The 17,593-nt window shown below is 64.2% G+C and carries 3 protein-coding genes; 1 reads left to right on the top strand and 2 read right to left on the bottom strand.

The window, feature by feature from the left end:
• Positions 1–280: 280 nt before the first annotated feature.
• Together NH448_RS06380 and NH448_RS06375 are read right to left on the bottom strand one after the other, a co-directional pair.
• Complete coding sequence (locus NH448_RS06380; RefSeq protein ID WP_253028565.1) at positions 281–11,788, bottom strand: carbohydrate-binding protein; 11,508 nt, start codon at positions 11,786–11,788, stop codon at positions 281–283.
• Between the two features lie 14 nt (positions 11,789–11,802).
• Positions 11,803–15,093: a CBM35 domain-containing protein gene (locus NH448_RS06375; RefSeq protein WP_253028564.1), complete on the bottom strand. Its 3,291-nt coding sequence runs from the start codon at positions 15,091–15,093 to the stop codon at positions 11,803–11,805.
• Between the two features lie 759 nt (positions 15,094–15,852).
• On the opposite strand from NH448_RS06375, the gene NH448_RS06370 reads away from it, so the two are divergent.
• Positions 15,853–17,493, top strand: a complete 1,641-nt coding sequence (locus tag NH448_RS06370) for a type I secretion system permease/ATPase (protein ID WP_253028563.1) — start codon at positions 15,853–15,855, stop codon at positions 17,491–17,493.
• Positions 17,494–17,593 lie beyond the last annotated feature (100 nt).

Genomic DNA, 17,593 nt, shown 5'->3' with positions numbered 1-17,593 from the left:
AAATGACGAGGACCGAGTTGGACCACTCGGCTCGATGATGGCAAGAAAAAGAACTGCGCGGACCAAGGTTCAGGGGGGGGACGGTCCGCGCAGGGCCAGCTCCCTGCCGGCACGGGACTCCATGACAGCGACTCTGCTGCATCTTTCTGGAGCAGAGAATGGCCCCCCGGCCATCCTCCCTCCTCCATTTTTCTTGTTGTCAGACCCCGTTGCCGGGGCCTGACATGGCTTCCTCCCTCGTTTTTCTGTTCCGCCTCGGCGTGTTCTCCAAGCCTCAGCCTCAGAAGCCGGCGTCGTCCTGCTGAACGCCCTGGACCCCGACATCGTCGCTCATCGGCTGACTGTCGATACCATCGTCGGCCTGGCTGGCGAGCGGATCGTCCGCCAGCAGCAGACTGGCGCTGGCCGCGTTGGCCGCCGCCACGTCCGGATCACGGGTCAGCTCGAAGGACGCGATGTCCTGGGAACCCCCGTTGAAGGTCAGTCGCAGCACCTGCACGCCTGCCTCCAGATCCAGGGTCATCGACGCCGTGTCGACGAACACGCCCCAGTCACTGGTCACCGGCGTGTCGACGCTGCCCTGCTCGTAGACGCTGCCGTTCTGCTCCACCGAGGCGGTGATACTGCGTCCGCCATTGGGGCCAGAAGTAACGAAGGACAGGGTATGGCTACCGGCCTGCTCGACATTGATGGTGTACTCGAGCCACTCGCCATCCTCGATCCAGCCCACGGCCTCACCCTGGCCGACGATATCCACTGGAGTATCGCGGAAGTCGCTACCGAACTGCGCCGAGCTCAGCTCGTTGAAGGCCTCGCCCTGCTCGCCCTCGTCGAACTGCACCGCATCCAGCGCAAGGCCATCATCGGCGTCCACCAGCCAGGGGGTACCACCGGCGTTGAACGCCTGCTGGCCATCCCGTGACAGCGAGAAGCCCTCAAGGTCCATGGACCCGCCGTTGAAGGTCAGGCGCAGCACCTGCTCACCGGCCTCCAGCGTCACCTGGGTGCTTTCGGTCTCGACATAGTTGGTCCAGCCACCGGTGGGCTCGACCCCCACCGGCGTGGCGGTGGCGTAGGGCGTGCCGTCGTCCTTGGTGAAGCTGGCGGTAATCGAGCGCTGCCCACCGCCGGTGGTACCCAGCGAGGCCAGGAAGGCCATGTCGTAAGTCCCCGCCTGCTCGATGTTCAGGGTGTACTCCACCCATTCGCCATCCTCGATCCAGCCGATGGCGCTGCCGCCGTTGGACAGATCCACCCCCTCGCCGCGCACGTTGCTGCCGAGCTGCGCCTCGCTGGTGTCGTTGTAGGCGACGTCCTGTCCGCCCTCGTCATAGTTCACCGCATCGAGGCTGAACTCGCTGCCCACCTGCCAGGGCTGGCCATCGTCGGTGAATGCCTGCTGGCCATCGTCCACCGCTCCCACCGGCGCCAGGGTAAAGCTCGCCAGATCCATGGAGCCGCCGTTGAAGGTCAGGCGTACCACCTGTTCGCCCGCCTCCAGCGCCACCTGGGTGGTCTCGGTCGGCACGAAGTTGCTCCAGCTACCGGTGTCGTTCACCGCCACCGGCGAGGCGCTCACGTAGGGGCTGTCGCCGCCCTTGGCAAAGCTTGCGGTGATGGTGCGCGGCCCGGGGAAATTGGTGTCCATCGAGGTCAGGAAACCAAGATCATAGAGCCCGTCTTCGGCCACGTTGATGGTGTACTCGACCCACTCGCCTTCGGTGATGTAGCCGATGGCCAGTGACGGCGTGGAGATGTCCACCGCCTCGTCCGAGCGGAAGCCATTGCCCTGATGCGCCGCGGTGGAGTCGTTGTACGACACCCCCTGACCGCCGCTATCGAACAACCGCGCCTCCAGGGTCAGACCGTCGGCGTCCACCAGCCACGGGGTCTGGGTGTCGTTGAACGGGTCCTGACCGTCGTCCACCGGCTCCACCAGATCCAGGCTGAACGATGCCAGATCGAGCTGACCGCCGTTGAACGTCAGCCTGAGCACCTGCTCACCCTCTTCCAGATCGAAGGTCAGGGGACCCACCTCGGTGAAGCTGGTGAAGCTGCCGGTGTTGGGCAAGGCCTGCGTCTGGGCATCGGTGTAGAAGTTGCCATCCTGCTCGAAGGCCGCGGTGATCGACTTGCCACCTGAGACCGCCGAGGTGGAGAAGTTCAGCGTATAGGTGCCTGCCGTCTCCACGTTCAGGGTGTACTCCAGCCACTCGCCGTCGGCCACATAGCCGATGGCCAGGCTACCGTTGGAGATGTCCACCGCCTCGTCGGAGCGGAAGCCATCGCCCTGGTGCGCGTCGGTGGTGTCGTTGTAGGCCACTCCCTGACCCCCGTTGTCGAAGAACCTCGCCTCCAGGGTCAGGCCGTCTGCTCCGACGGCCCAAGCGCTCTGGTCGTCGTTGAAGGCGGTCTGCTCCACCGGCGTCGGATCGTCGAGGAAGTTCGGGGTACCGTCGCCATCATCGTCGTCGTAGAGGTCCACGCGGCCATTGCCGTCGGCGTCCTCGGCGCCGGTCGGATCATAGGTGGTGACGTTCTCGACAAGGAAGATATTGTCGTTGTAGTCGTAGTTCACCCCCGCGTAGTCCTGGATGACGATATAGGTGTTCGGGATCACGTTGCCGTCGGCGTCCTTGGCCACGTACACCCGGATCAGGTGACCGTCGTTCTCGTCCCAGTTGAGGTTGGCCCCCGGGATACCGATGGCATCGATGGTGTCCTCGTAGAGGTTGGCATCGGGATCGGACCAGGAGATGTATCCCGGACGATCGGAGATCTCGGCATAGAAGCCGAAGGGATCGTCACGATCCAGGGTCGCCACCGCCAGGTTGTCGCCGTCATTCAGGGTACGCGGCAACAGGGTCTGACCGTCGGCCTCGTCATGGGCGATGATCTCGTCGATGTCGCGGCTGTCGACGTCGTGGATGAACAGCCGGGCGATGTCACCCTGGCCATGGTAGGCCGCCAGCTGGGTGATGGTGATCGGCGAGGCCCCGTCGGCGCGCTGGAAGTACGGCGCCAGAACCTCGTCGCCGTTGGCCTCCACCAGGCCGCCCTGGTTCATCTGTCCCTGGGCCACGTCGGTGGAGTAGCCGAAGGCGTTGACGATCTCCTGCACCGTCGGCTCCTGGCCGCTCTCGGACTGGTTCTGGCTGATGCCGGCCAGTTCGATCACCTTCTCGGCCTCGTCGGCGTCGCTTGAGCTGATGATCAGGCTGGCCTCGTAGAGCGAACCGTCGTTGGGGTCATCGGCGATAAAGCGCACCGTCACCTCCACCGACTCGCCCGGCGCCAGGGTCACCGCACTGAACGCCTCGGTCAGCTCGAACAGCGAGGTATCGCTGACCTCGACGTCGTCGATGGTCAGGGCATCGAAGCCGTCGTTGGACAGGGTGATGGTGACCTCGTCGTGGACCTCCTGGGCATCATTGACCGGGTTCTCGATGCGCGACATCACCAGGCGCTCGTCGGAAGGCACGCCGTCGTTGTTGGTCACGGTCAGCGAGCCACCGGACACCGGCTTGACCCCTTCGATCACGAACATGTTGTCGTTGTAGTCATAGTTGATGCCGGTGTAGTCCATGATCCCCAGGTAGGTATTGGGGATCACGTTGCCGTCGGCGTCCAGCGCCCGGAACATGCGCACCGTGTAGCCCCGCTCGATGCCGTCGGCGTCCGCCGGCGGCGTGCCTCCACCCTGGGGGTTGAGCGACGGATCGGTGGACAGGCCGGCCATCTCGATGCCGAAGACCTCTTCGCCGGCCCAGCCATCGGGGATGGTATCCCGGCTGAACGTCGCGGTGGCAAAGTCACCGTTGTTGACCAGCGGCAACAGCGTCTGGTTGTTGTCTCCCTGGTGGTTGGTAAAGATGATGTCCTGGTTCTTGTTGCCCGGCGCATGGATACCCAGCGTCGCCCCGCCACCACCGTGGTAGGCGGCGATCTGGGTGATCTTGGCCTCGCTTACGCCGTCGGCCAGCGACCAGTAGCGCGACAGCACCTCGTCGTCGTTGACCGGCCGATACAGGTCGAAGTCGTTGAGCACCGAGTTCTGGCCGCCACCGGTGGTCGCCAGACCATCGATCTGGTTGCCGAAGCCGAACACCTCCCAGACCTCGTTGACGTTGGGTTCCCAGCCACCCTCGTCACGAGCCTGCCAGAAGCCGGCCATGTGGATCTCGGCCACCGGCGAGTCCTGGTCATTGGTCACCAGTCGAATGCGACCCTCGAAGACACCATCCCCGGCGTCGGTGGTCGGCGCCGTATAGGCGTCCCGGTCGAACAGCACCGTGACCGTGAGCGACTCACCGGCAGCGAGGGTCAGGCCGTCGAACGCACCCGGATCGGCCAGCACGAAGGGCCCGTCGATATCGGACTCGAGAATCTCCAGCGGCTCGCTGCCGCTATTGGAGATCGTCACCGTGGCGCTGTCCTTGAACTCGCGATCATCGTTCGAGGCGCTGTTGTTCTCCAGGTAGCTGAAGTGCAGGCGGTTGGCGAAGTAGGCAGCATCGCCGCTCTGCACCTCGATATCGGCGTTGTCGTTACCGGTCAGCGGCGACACGTCGAGGTAGTCGAGGTCATCGGCACCATCGGCGCTGGATACCGCGCGCAGGTTGTACTCGACGCCGGCCTGAAGCTCGACGTAGATGCCCTGCTCGCCGGCGTCACCCACCCCGGGATAGGCCAGGCTATCGATGGTCTGCCCATTGAGGGTCAGCGCCAGCGAGCCACCGTCATCGGCACCGGCGTTGGCCGCCAGGTCCAGACGATAGAGACCGTCGCTGTCCACCGTGAAGTAGAAGTCGGCGGTCAGCTCATTGACGGTACGCGCACTGTTGCCATCCTCGAGCTCGATGCGGCCACCATCGGAGACATCGGCGTAGACCGGGATGAAGATGTCACCATTGTCGTCCGGCACCCGCAGCAGGTCGATGTTGGGGCCCACGGCATTCGGCGCGGTCAGCACGATGGTGTTGCTGCCGGCTTCCAGGTTGACCAGCACGTCCTGGAAGAACCAGTCGGTCTCGTCGTCGTTGCTCTGGCCGACGAAATTGAGCTGACCCAGGTCATTGCCGTTGATGGTCAGGCCCAGCGGACGGTCGGCCTTGCTCGCGGCCAGCGCGTAGCGGAAGCCGATCTCGTAGCTGCCCGCCTCGTCCACGTTCACCGTCCAGGTGATGGTCTGGTCCCCGGCACCGGCAAAGTCGACGAAGCCATCACCGGAGGCGTTGCGGTCGTCCTGGCTCTCGGGGACGACTACCGCCCCGCCGAGCGCGGCGTCCTCGGCCTCGTAGAGGGTGAAGCCTGGCGTTGCATCCTCTTCCTGGAGGATCGCCAGCTGGTCGATGTTGGGCCCGGTGTTGTCGGTGGCCTGGAAGCGCACCGTGTTGAGACCGGCTGCCAGATCGGCATCGATATCCACCGTCAGCCACTCGGCCCAGCGCGAGTCTGCGTCATCAAGCGACGGGTCCTGGGGCGGCGGGAAGGATACGACGCCCACCGAGACGTTGTTGACGAACACCTCCAGAGGACGATCGGCATTGCCGCCGTTGGCGTAGCGCACCCTGAGCACCGAGTCGCCGGCCTGATCGGGGTCCAGCTCGAAGCTGAAGGTGATGAAGTCCTCATTGGTGCTACCGAAGTCGGCGTAACCGCCGGGCACACCGTCATCGTCGACGTCATTGCCATCGACCCCGAAGGCGCCGGGTCGCAGGCCGTTGGGCAGATCTGCCTGGTTCGGCTCGGGATTGTTGATGTCGCGGATCTCGATCTCGGCGCCAGCACCGGAGGCCACGACCACCGAGGTGCCGTCATCCGGGGTCATGTCCTCGGCCTGGATGGCCAGCACCATGACCAGATCATCGACGGGATCGGGATCCGGATCGACGGGACCGGTGGTGCCACCCGGGGCCGGGTCGAGGCGAATGATCTGGCTCTGGCCGTTGCCGCGGTTGAGGGTCAGCAGGTAGAGCTGGCCGGTAGCCGGGTTCTCGATGATGTCCAGCGGGTCGACGTAGGTGATGACGTTGCCGTCGGGATCACGCAGCACATCGTCGCCGATGACGTTGCCGTTGGCGTCCAGGGTGATGGAGCGCACGTCGTCACCGCCGGAGTACTCGGTGAACAGCACGTTGCCCTGGAGGTTGCCGCCGAACACGCCGCTGGTGTATTCCACCGCCCCGTTGGGCGAGCGGTTCTCGCCCAGCGAATAGACCCCGGCGATGTCGTAGGTGCCCTCGGGAATGGTGCCCGTCGGGTACTTGTCGACCTGGTTGGGGTCGTTGGCACCGGTGGGATTGCCGCCATTCAGAATGTACTCGTCACGCAGCGGGTTCGGATGGCCGTAGTAGCCGCCCTCCTCGATACGGAACAGGTAGTCATCCTGATTCTCGACATTGGTGTAGCGCTCGTTCTCCGGCGTGGAGGGATCATCCGGCACGTTGCCACCGGCCGCCGAGCCGTTGGTCGGCACGTAGAGGAAGCCGTTGGAGTGCCACACCAGGTCGTAGGCGTTACGCGCCCCGGTGGCGAAGATCGTCAACACCGCGTCGGGGGCGTAGGGATCGTAGTAGGTCTCCAGCACGTTGCCACTGGCGTCCTGGACCGTGGCTACGCCGCGATCGTCGAACACCAAGAACTCGCCGTTGCCCATGGGGATGGGATCATCCTTGGGATGACCGTCGGGGTCATCGAAGCGCCGGTTCAGGCCATCGTCGGGCAGCGGTTCGGTGCTGACGTCGAAGGGCCCATTGGACACGTCACGGGTCGGATCGATCTCCAGCACTGCGGCGTTCAGAAGACGCTCGGGACGGTTGCCCCAGGCGCTGTCCGGCTCGCCCATGGCGGTGTTCGAGCCCTGGATCAGATACAGCAGATGGCTCGGCACGTCCGGGTTGGTGTCCGGGTCGTAGTCCGGGTTCTCGCGGAACTCGAGGCTGTTGGTCACGTGGTCGCCGTTGGAGCGCGGCAAGCCGGTGATATAGGCCTCGGCGGTACCGGAGAAGCCGGGTCCATCGTCCAGGGTGATCTTGGTGATCCGTCCGCTGAAGTCCGGCACACCGTTGTCACGTCCGGTCAGCGGGATCGGATAGTTGTCGGTGATCCACAGCACATTGGGATCGGTGGGGTCCACCACCAGACCGATGATGCCGCGCTGCTGACTCTGTCCCGGCTGGTCGAAATAGTCGTTGGGCAGACTCAGATCCTGGCGATTGGACAGCGAACCGTCGATCGGGTCGACGTCGTAGCGCAACAGTTCACCGCTGATGGTGGCGATGTACATGTAGGCGCCATCCGGGCTCATCTCCAGCGAGGTGAAGCCGAAGGCGCCGTCGGCGGCGCCGTTGAGTTCCACCACGTCGTTGAAGGCCACGTCGCGGGCGACCACCTCCGGCTCTGCACCGGTGACGAAGGTGTTGGTGTACTTCTGGAACTCGCGGGTCGGCGCGTCAGGATCGTCATTGGGTCCGCGGTCCTGGAAGCCATCGATCACCAGGGTGTAGCTGGTGAACGGCTTGAGCGTCTGGCTCGGCGAGATGGTCAGCGAGTCGAAGCCGCCGGTGGTGTTGGCGTTGAAGCTGACTTCCTGACCGGTGACGGTCTCGAACAACCGGATCGAGCCATCACCCAGACTTTCGAGCAGGGCCCCACCACGCCCGTCCACCACCGAGATGCCGACAAAGATGTCGGAGGTCGGATCGACCCCGGTGGGAATGGCACCGTCATCCGGATCGAGATCCACCTCCACCTCGTTCTGGCCGACCCCGGCGATCGCCCGGGCATCGGTGAAGAAGGCGTAGTCTTCGGCGGCGTCGCGGTCATCCCCGGGGGTCAGGTCCGGCAGGGCCTGAATCTCGATGTACTGGATCTCGGTGTTCTCATTGTTGAGCCCCATCGAATCCAGGGTCAGACGACCGTCGGTGACCTGGACGATACGGGTGACCAGGTCAGAGCGCACGCCGTCTGTGTCGTTGGACGGGTTGGTGTCCGCCGGGAAGTCATCCGGGCGGAACGGGGTGAAGGGGTCGTTGAACAGCTCGCCCTCGGCATTGAGCACGTTGTTGCTGTCGTAGGGCCCACTGGTATCACCGATGGAGATGGTGACCTCGTAGAAGCCGTCTTCCAGCTCGATCTCCCAGCCGGCACGCACATAGTTGGGTCCCGGCTGGTCGAAGTGGGCGTAGGTACCCTGACGCGGGTCGAGGCCGGCGATGTCATCGGTGCGATCATTGACCGCGACGCTGGTCAACGAACTGATGTCCAGCGGCTCGGTGCCGGGATCGCCATCGTAGATCGACTCCTCGGTGACCCAGCCGTACTGGTAGGTCTGGCCGTCCACGGTGACCGACTGGGTGCCAAAGGCCTTGCCGTTGTCGGCGATATAGCCATCCGGCACCACGGTGCCCTCGGGCTGGAAGTTGATCTTGACCGAGAAGCGATCGCCCGGCTCCACCGGACGATCCGGTGCCACCCCGTCACGACTCACCGTCAGGCTATCGATGTTGGGGCCAGCGTTGCCGATATTGGCCAGGCGAATGGTGTTGTCGCCGGCCTCGAGCTCCACCTCGATGGTGGTGGTGGTCCAGTTCTCCCAGCCGGCCGCGTCGGTACCGGTGGAGGCAAAGGCCAGACTGCCCTGGCTCTGGCCGTCGACCAGGATATCCATGGGACGATCGGCGCCGTTCGAGCCGGCGTTGGTATAACGCACTTCCAGGGTGTAGGTGCCGGCCTCATCGACGCTCACCTGAAACTCGGCGGCGTCACCGGCGTCGGCGCCCATGTCCAGGTAACCGCTGCCGGAGAAGCCGTCCCACAGACCGTCGGGACCGGCTGCGGTGTTGGTTTCCGGATTGTCGGCGTCGCGCACCTGGGTGTCGCCGTCGACATCGACGATGGTCAGCGCCTCACCCTCGATGGCGAAGTTGAACGCCGGGGTGCCGACGTCGGCCTCGTTGAAGTCGAACACCACCTGGTCGATGTTGGGACCGCCGGTGGCGCCCGCAGGCATGGTCAGGGTGAAGGTGTTGGCGCCCTCGACGAGATCCACCTCGACTTCCAGGGTCTGCCACTGGTTCCAGGCGTCCGCGCCGGTGGCGTTGGGGAAGCCAAGCTGGCCTTGATCATCGCCGTTGACGGTCAGATCCAGCGGCCGCGGGGCATCACCTCCGTTGGCATAACGCACGGTGGCGGTGTAGCTGCCGGCCTCCACCGCGTTGACGTTGAAGGTGATCTGGTCGCCGGGATTGGAGCCGAAGTCCAGGTAGGCATCACCTACCGCGCCGGGACGATAGTTGCCAAAGTCGTCAGGATTGTCCGCATCCACCGGCCGGGTAACCTCGCCCTGGGCGGTACCGCCCACGTCGACGATGTCGGCGTCTTCGCCCTGCAGGGTGATCGGCGCCACCACGACGTCGTCGTCCTCGAAGCTGACCACTTCGGTGGCGCTGGCCTCGTTGCCGGCGGCGTCGGTGACAAACAGCGAGACGGTGAGATCACCGCTCTGGTCGTCGAGCTGACCGCTCAGGTCCAGGGTAATGTTGCCCGAGGCATCCGGCGTCACCTCGGTGCGGGTCGCGCCACCGTCGAAGGACACCTCGACGGTGGTAACGTCGTCATCGACACCCGAGACATTGAACACCGCCGCCGCCAGCTGGTTGGCGTCGAGGATATCGTCGTCGGCGACGATGGCGAGATCGCCGTCCTCGTCGGCGCTGACGTCCTGCGCAATCGGGCCGCTGCCGCCCTCGGTCACCTCGATGCGATCGATGTTGGGACCGGTATTGGCGCCTGCCGGGATCGCCAGGGCGATGGTGTTACTGCCCGCCTCTAGGGTCACGGTGACGGTCTCGAACTGCCAGTGGTCGAAGCCTTCCTCGGGGCCGGTGCCGTCCGGATCGGTGCTGACCATGGCCAGGGCGAGCGGATCACCGCCGTTGATCACCAGGTCCAGCGGGCGATCACTGTTGGTGGCGTAGCGCACGCTGATGTCGTACTGGCCAGCCTGGGCCACGTCGATCTGCCAGCTGACGTTGTCTCCCGGGGTGTCACCGAAGTCCAGATAGCCGGTGCCACTGAAGCCCGGACGCAGTCCGGTGGGCTGGTTCGGCTCGGGGTTGTCCGGGTCGCGGACCTGGGTGTCGGTGTTGTTGGGGTCGGTATCGAAGCTCTCGACCACACCGTCCTCGGCCTGCAGGCTCAAGGGCGAGAAAGGCGCCTCGTCGACGTCGTTGACGGTGACCGACACCAGCTCGGTGGTGGAAAGATCGCCGTCGCTGACGCTGACCTCGACCTCATAGACGTTGTCTTCGTTGGCGTCCGCCGCCAGCTCGAAGTCGCGCGCCGAGGTGAAGGCCAGCGCTCCGGTATCAGGGTCGATGGTGAACAGCGGCGCGTCGACACCACCAGTGATGGCGAACACCGGCGCCGTCAGGGTGGCCGGCTGACCGTCCTCATCGAGCACCGAGATGGACCCGATCTCGGTCAGGTTCTCGTCGATGGCAAGTGCGGTTGCACCGATCGAGAGACTCTCGTTGACGTCGTTGACCGTGACCAGAGTGGCCTGGGACACGCTGTCTTCGCCGTCGCTGACGATGACCGTCAGCTCATAGACGCCGTCTTCGTTGGCGTCGGCGGCGAGCTCGGCGTCCGGGGCATTGACGAAGCTCAGTACGCCGGTATTGGCGTCGAAGCTGAACAGCGCGGCATCGGCGCCCTCGAGGGTCACCGTCAGAGCGTCACCGTCCAGGTCGTCCAGTGTCAGGGTCGCCACGGCACTGGTGTTTTCATCGACACTGACGCTGTCGTCGAGGCCGTCAATCGTCGGGGCGTTGTTGACCGGCTCCTCGATGCGCAGGAGGTCCAGCGAGTCGATGCGCATCAGCTCGCCGCCCTCGCCTCTAAGCTCCAGCGACAGCAGCGAATCGGCGGTAATCTCCACCGGGGTCTCGAACACGATCTCCTTGCGGTTGCCGCTCTGACCGGCGTTGCCCCGGCCACCACTGCCCACCAGGGTGCCGAAATCGTCGCTCAATACGACGTCGGAGGTCAGGCTGTCGCTCGACAGATTGCGCGCCTCGAGGGCATTGCCGTCGATGGACAGGGTCAGTTCACCCTCACCGTCGGTCTCGTCGAAGACGTACAGGGTAACGCGATACCAGCCCGGCTCGACACCTGCGGCCGCAAGCTCGGTGCCCACGGTGGCGGGCGCGTTGCTGGTCACGCGGATCAGCTCATTGCCCGAGGCGCTGGCGTTGCCGGTGGCGATGACGTTGTCGGCGTCCAGGTCGGTAAAGGCCTCGGCCTCGATGGTCACGACGTCACCGATATCGGTGCCCTCGATCTGGAACTCCAGCACCTGGGTCGCCGACAGACCGCCGGGATCGGTGGCGCGCAGGGTCACGCTGAAATTGCCGCCCTGGGAGGGCGTGCCCTGGATCACGCCATTGACCACCTCGAGTCCTGCCGGCAAGTCCTCGACCGTCAGGGTCAGGTCGTCACCATCGGGGTCGGAGAACAGCGGCGCGAAGTCGGCGATCGCCACCTGACCGAAGGCCTCGCCGACTTCACCGAAGAACGGCTCCAGCGCCGCCGGCTCCGCCACCGGGGCGTCGTTGACGTTGTCGATGGTCAGCACAAAGCTGTCGGAGGTCTCGATCTGTCCGTCATCGGCAAACAAGGTAACGGTATAATCACCGGATTCCAGCCCATCCAGGCTGCCGCTCAGCACGCTGCCGTCGATGGCAAGGCCAGCGGCGTCGACAGGCGCACCACCGGCGTCGGCCACCTCGAAGCGGTAGCTCAGATCGTCGCCGTCGGGTCTTCGAAGGCCAGGTCGACCTCGAGGGTGGAACCTTCATCGAGGGCAAGGTCGGCGACGCCACCACCGACCACCTGCGGCGCCTGATTGACGTCGCCGGTGGTGGCCTCGCTCAGGGTCACGTTGGAGAAGCGCGCGCTGCCCTTGGCGCCCAGGTCGTCGTCGTTGACGAACACCAGCGAATCGATGGTGGTGCCAGCGTGGGCCGACAGATCGATGGTAAAGCTGACGACGCCATCACCGTCGTCATCGACGCCCTGGCCACGCAGGTCGACAAAACCACCCTGGCTCTGGGTGCCGGCCAGCTGGTAGGCGCTGTTGCCACCGTTGAAGGGGTTATCGTCGAGGTCAAAGCCGATCGCGATGATCTCCGACACCGGGGTGTCAGAGGCGCTGAGTTCGAGCGTCAGGCGAGTGTCGGTGGTGATCTGGTAGCTTTCACCCAGGGCCACCCGCTTCCACACGTTGTCGGTCAGGGCGAGCGTCGCGCCGGCGTCTTCCACCGCCGCACCGGTGCCCTGGGACGGGTTGTCCTGGTTGCCGCCGTAGGACGAGATCGCCCCCACCGAGAAGTCCACCGTCAGCGGGGCATCGTCGGCTTCCAGGGTGACCTGGGTGCTGGTGCTGGCTTCGTTGCCGGCGGCGTCGGTGACGTAGAGGGTGACGTCCAGGGTGCCGGCGTCCTGGCCGGACAGGTCCAGCTGGAAGCTGCCGCCATCGACACCCACCGGGGTGCGGGTGGTGCCGCCGTCGAAGCTTACCTCGACGACATCGGCGTCGGTGTCCAGCCCCGCCAGGTTGAAGGTGACAGCGTCGCTGTCATCCGCGGTTACCGGATCGACAGGGCCGCTGAGCGCCAGGTCAGCACCCTCGTCGGCGGTGGTATCCAGCGTCAATGACAGCTCGCGAGTCGCACGGTTGCCGAAGGCATCCATCGCGATCAGGCTGGCCGCCAGCGGCCCATCGGCCTGGCCGGACAGGTCGAGGCTGAAGTCACCGTTGGCGTCCGGGGTGACCTCCTCGACGTTGACGCCGCCATCGAAGCTGACGCCGACGAAGACGATGTCATCATCCAGCCCCGTTACGTTGAAACCCGCCGAGGCAGCGGCGTCGGCATTGATCAGAGCGGAAGCGGAGCTGAACGACAGGTCGTCACCTTCGTCGCCCTCGACATCGCCGACCGGACCGGTACCCGCCGTGGTGACCTCAAGACGATCGACGTTGGGTCCATTGTTGCGGCCAGCCGGGATCGCCAGGGTGATGGTGTTGTCGCCGGCCTGCAGACTCGCCGTCAGGGTCTGATAACCCCAGACATCGAAGCCCTCGGGATCGACATTGCTGGCATTGGGATCGGTGCTGGCAAAGGCCTGGGTCGAGGCGTCTCCCCCGTTGATCGACAGATCCAGCGGGCGCGCCCCGTTGCTGGCGTAGCGGAAGTTCAGGTCGTAGTCACCCGCCTCGGCCACGTTGACGGTAAACGTCAGGCTGTCGCCGGGTGCGCTGCCGAAGTCCACATAGCCGGTGCCGGAGTAGTCCGGGCGCAGCCCGACAAAGCCGCCGTTCTCGGGGTTCTCGGCGTCGCGCACCAGGGTGGCGGCACCGTTGTCGGCGCCGAGCTCGGCGTCCTCGGCCTGCACCACCAGCGGGTCGATCACTGGATTGGTTGCCGCAGCGCTGACCAGGGCCAGCTCGATCTTGTCGATATTGGGGCCATTGGTATAGCCGCCGCCCAGACGCAGGGTATTGGAACCGGCAGCCAGGTCGACCTCCAGGGTCTCGACGGTCCAGCCTTCCCACTGGCTGCTCTGATTGGGCCGGTTGGCAGCGTCGAGATCGGACTCGACATCGTCGGGGTAGTAGTCCGGCGCCGTGGTTGTCGCGAAGGCAAAGGTGCCCAGGGTGGTGGTGGTCGCGCCGTCCACCAGTATCAGGTCCAGCGGACGGGGGTCGGAGGTCGCGTAGGTGACGCTTACGGTGTAGGTGCCGGCGGTGGCCACGTCCAGGGTAAAGTCAGCGCTGGCATTGGCATTACCAAACGCCCAATCCAGGTAGCCGGCACCTTCGGCGCCGACGCGGAAGGTCTCGTTGTTGTTGGTGAAGTCAGCGATGCTATCGAGCGTCGCCACCCGGTTGGTACCAGTGTCGTCCACGTCCTCGTCGGGCGACAGCAGCATGTCCTCGCCTTGCACCACGTAGCGATCGGGGTCCGGGGCGGTGATTTCCAGATAGTCGATGTTAGGCCCGCTGGCCCCATTGGAGGTCAGCGTAATGGTGTTGGTGCCCTGGGCCAGGGTCACCCGTACCGGCTGGGTCAGCTCGAAGTTGGTGAAATCATCGCCGGTGGCGGGCAGGTCGAACATGCGGTCGAACAGCTCGCCGTTGACATCCAGTCGCAGGGGGCGGTTGCCGTCGCCCATGGCGTAGCGCAGCACCAGGTCGTATTCACCGGCCTCCGGCGCCTCGAAGGTGAAGGTCAGGCTCTCGCCACCGGCCACGCCGTTGCCGTAATCCACGTAGGCGTTGCCCTCGGCATCGGCGGCGTCAGGGTTGGCCGGATCACTGACCACGGCGATTCCGGTATCGCCGGAAATACTGGCCGAGGCGCCGTCGCTGGCGTCATCGTCCTCGGCCTGGATACGCAGCGAAAAGCCGATCGGCGCGGCCGCGGCCACTATTGAGGGGGTGGCTGAAAGCGCCGCGGCTGGGGTGGTAGAGAGCGCCGCGGCTGGGGTGGTAGAAAGCGCCGCGGCTGGGGTGGTAGAAAGCGCCGCGGCTGGGGTGGTAGAAAGCGCCGCGGCTGGGGTGGTAGAAAGCGCTGCAGGGGTTGCTGCCGAGCTTGATGCTGGGGTTGCCAAAGGCGCTGCGCTATCGGACGCAGCAGGCGCGCCTGGTGCCGACGCCGGCGCGGCATCTGCCGGGATGCCCTGATCACCAGACGCTTGATCCGCTCCTTCCAGACCTGCACCGTCCTGCCCCGCTTCCACCTGGCCACTCGGGCCTGCGACTTCTTCGTCACTGGCAGCCTCGGCGTCCTCGATAAGCACATCGAAGGCAGCACGAAGTCCGCCCAGTGCCTGCCCTTGCCCATCGAGGGCATCGATCACCATGGCCAGCTTGCCCGGTTGCGGCGTAGGCAGATGGTCAAACACGAAGGGCCGTTCGAAACGCTCGAAGACGCTTTGTGCGCCGGAGGCATCCTTCCAGGTCATCCGCACGGCTTCGACCGCGTCCCGCCATTGGCCAGGATGCGGTGCGACCACCAGATCATGCATCTCGAAATCTTTTGTCCGAAATTCCGCCTTATCTGCCAGACGCTTTTGAAATGACTTTTGCCCACGGCTCACAAATGACATGGAAAACATGGCCTGCCCCCTGACGATTATTTTGGATAGTGATTGCCACCAACTGCCAACAAGAACCCATAAACTTTCTTCGAAGATCTCTCTCGCCGCTTTACAGTCCGCCCAGACGAATCCCCAACTTCCGCTGAGACAACAAACGAACCGGTAGCCAGAAAGAGATGGCTCTCTCTGATTCTATAACCCGACGGAGGTACATCAAGATTTTTTTGACAGCGCTAACCATGCGGAATAAACGGTAAAGAAACTCTCATCAACGGTGATCTATATCGTTGTTTTTACTTGTTTTATTAGATTATTAACCTCTCTGCATGCAGTATAGCCACCACTCCAAAACCAAAAACAAGGCACCTTGAAGTCCAGCGTAACAACACTCCAACATGAGACTTTTATTATGCCAACATCGGATATATATTCAGATTTCCACTATTAAAAAATCAGAGATACAGCCCGCAGATAACTGGGGAATAAAATCCAAAGAATAACTAGGCAAAAGCCCCTGTAAAGTAGTTGCAAGGTAGAAAAATCCGCATAACATCTTTAGTCATTCGACGTCCGCGTTGACCCACGACATTCACCACCTATGGGCAAATGGCCCAACCGATTTTCAAAAAAACGGCGCAATGTTCGCCAAACAAGAAAAATGACGTAACGTCCAGGGGGAGAGGGAAGATGTCTGCGGAACACAACGATCTGCGCAAGGTGCTGGCCTTCTGCCGGCGCAGCTTTGGCTATGTGGCTCTGTTCAGCCTGTTCATCAACCTGCTGATGCTGGTGCCGCCACTCTATATGCTGCAGGTGTATGACCGGGTGCTGACCACCCGCAGCCAGGAAACCCTGTGGATGCTGACGCTGGTGGTGGTGTTCCTGTTTCTGGTGATGGGTGGGCTCGAGCTGATGCGCTCACGCATCCTGGTCCGGGTCGGCAATCGCCTCGATGCGCTGATCAGTCCCCGGCTCTACAGCGCCATGTTCAAGCGCACCCTGTCGAGTCCCGGCAAGCCCTCCGCCCAACCGCTCAACGACCTGACCAGCCTGCGTCAGTTCCTCTCCGGCAACGGCCTGTTTGCCTTCTTCGATGCGCCCTGGGTACCAGTCTACATCGGGGTGCTGGCACTCTTTCATCCGTGGTTTGGGCTGTTTGCCCTGGGCGCCGGCGTAATTCTGGCCACCATCGCGGTCATCAACGAGCGTATGACCAAGCAACTGCTGACCGAGGCCAACGGTCGCCACGTGCAGTCCCAGGACCTGGCCAACAGCAACCTGCGCAACGCCGAGGTGCTGCACGCCATGGGCATGCTGCCCGGCATCCAGGGCCGCTGGGCGGCGCGCCATCGTGAATACCTGGTGCTGCAATCCCAGGCCAGCGATCGTTCGGGCCTGCTGACCAATACCTCCAAGGTGCTGCGGCTGATGTTCCAGTCGCTGATCCTGGGCATCGGTGCCTTTCTGGTGCTCAGGGGCGAGCTGACCCCTGGCATGATGATCGCCGGTTCGATCCTGATGGGCCGCGCCCTCGCCCCCATCGACCAGATGATCAACGGCTGGAAGGGCTTTTCCGGGGCACGCACGGCCAAGGGACGACTCGAGGCGTTGCTCGACGAGGTGCCCGCCGATCCGCCGACCATGCCGCTGCCCCGGCCCCGCGGTCAGCTCAGCCTGGAAGGCGTCAGCGCCGCGCCTCCCGGCGTGCGCCTGCCGACCCTGACCAACATCGACCTCAAGCTTGCCAAGGGCGAACACCTGGCCGTGGTCGGCCCCAGCGCCTCGGGCAAGTCTAGCCTTGCCCGGGTGGTGCTCGGGCTATGGCCGGCTCAGCTTGGCTGCGTGCGCCTGGATGGCGCCGATATCAACAAGTGGGATCGCACTGCGCTGGGCCCCTACCTCGGCTATCTGCCCCAGGACATCGAGCTGTTCGACGGCAGCGTGGCCGAGAACATCGCCCGCTTCCAGGAGGTCGACCCCGAGCAGGTCGTACGTGCCGCCCGCCGTGCCGGCGTGCATGAACTGGTGCTGAAGCTGCCCGAAGGCTATGACACCTATCTGGATCACGGCGGCACCGCGCTGTCCGCCGGTCAGCGCCAGCGTATCGGCCTGGCCCGAGCGCTCTACGGCGACCCCGCGCTGATTGTGCTGGATGAACCCGACGCCAATCTGGACGATGCCGGTGAGGCCGCCCTGGCCGAGTGCCTGCTCCAGCTGCGCCAGCAGGGCACCACCGCGCTGGTGATCACCCATCGCCAACGCCTGCTGAGCAACGTCGATCGCATCCTGGTGCTCAAGGATGATTGCATATCTAACATGCTGTTGTGAAAGTAAAAAAGGCGTTATTTTCGAGCCTTTCTTGATAAGGTGGTGCCGCAGGATACTGAACCTGTCGCACCTCCATCGACGTTAACGACTGGTAACAAAT

The organism is Halomonas sp. OfavH-34-E (assembly GCF_024124525.1).
Classification (GTDB): Bacteria; Pseudomonadota; Gammaproteobacteria; order Pseudomonadales; family Halomonadaceae; genus Halomonas; species Halomonas litopenaei.
The sequence above is the reverse complement of the archived record's forward strand: the minus strand, read 5'-3'. Positions and strand labels throughout refer to the sequence as shown.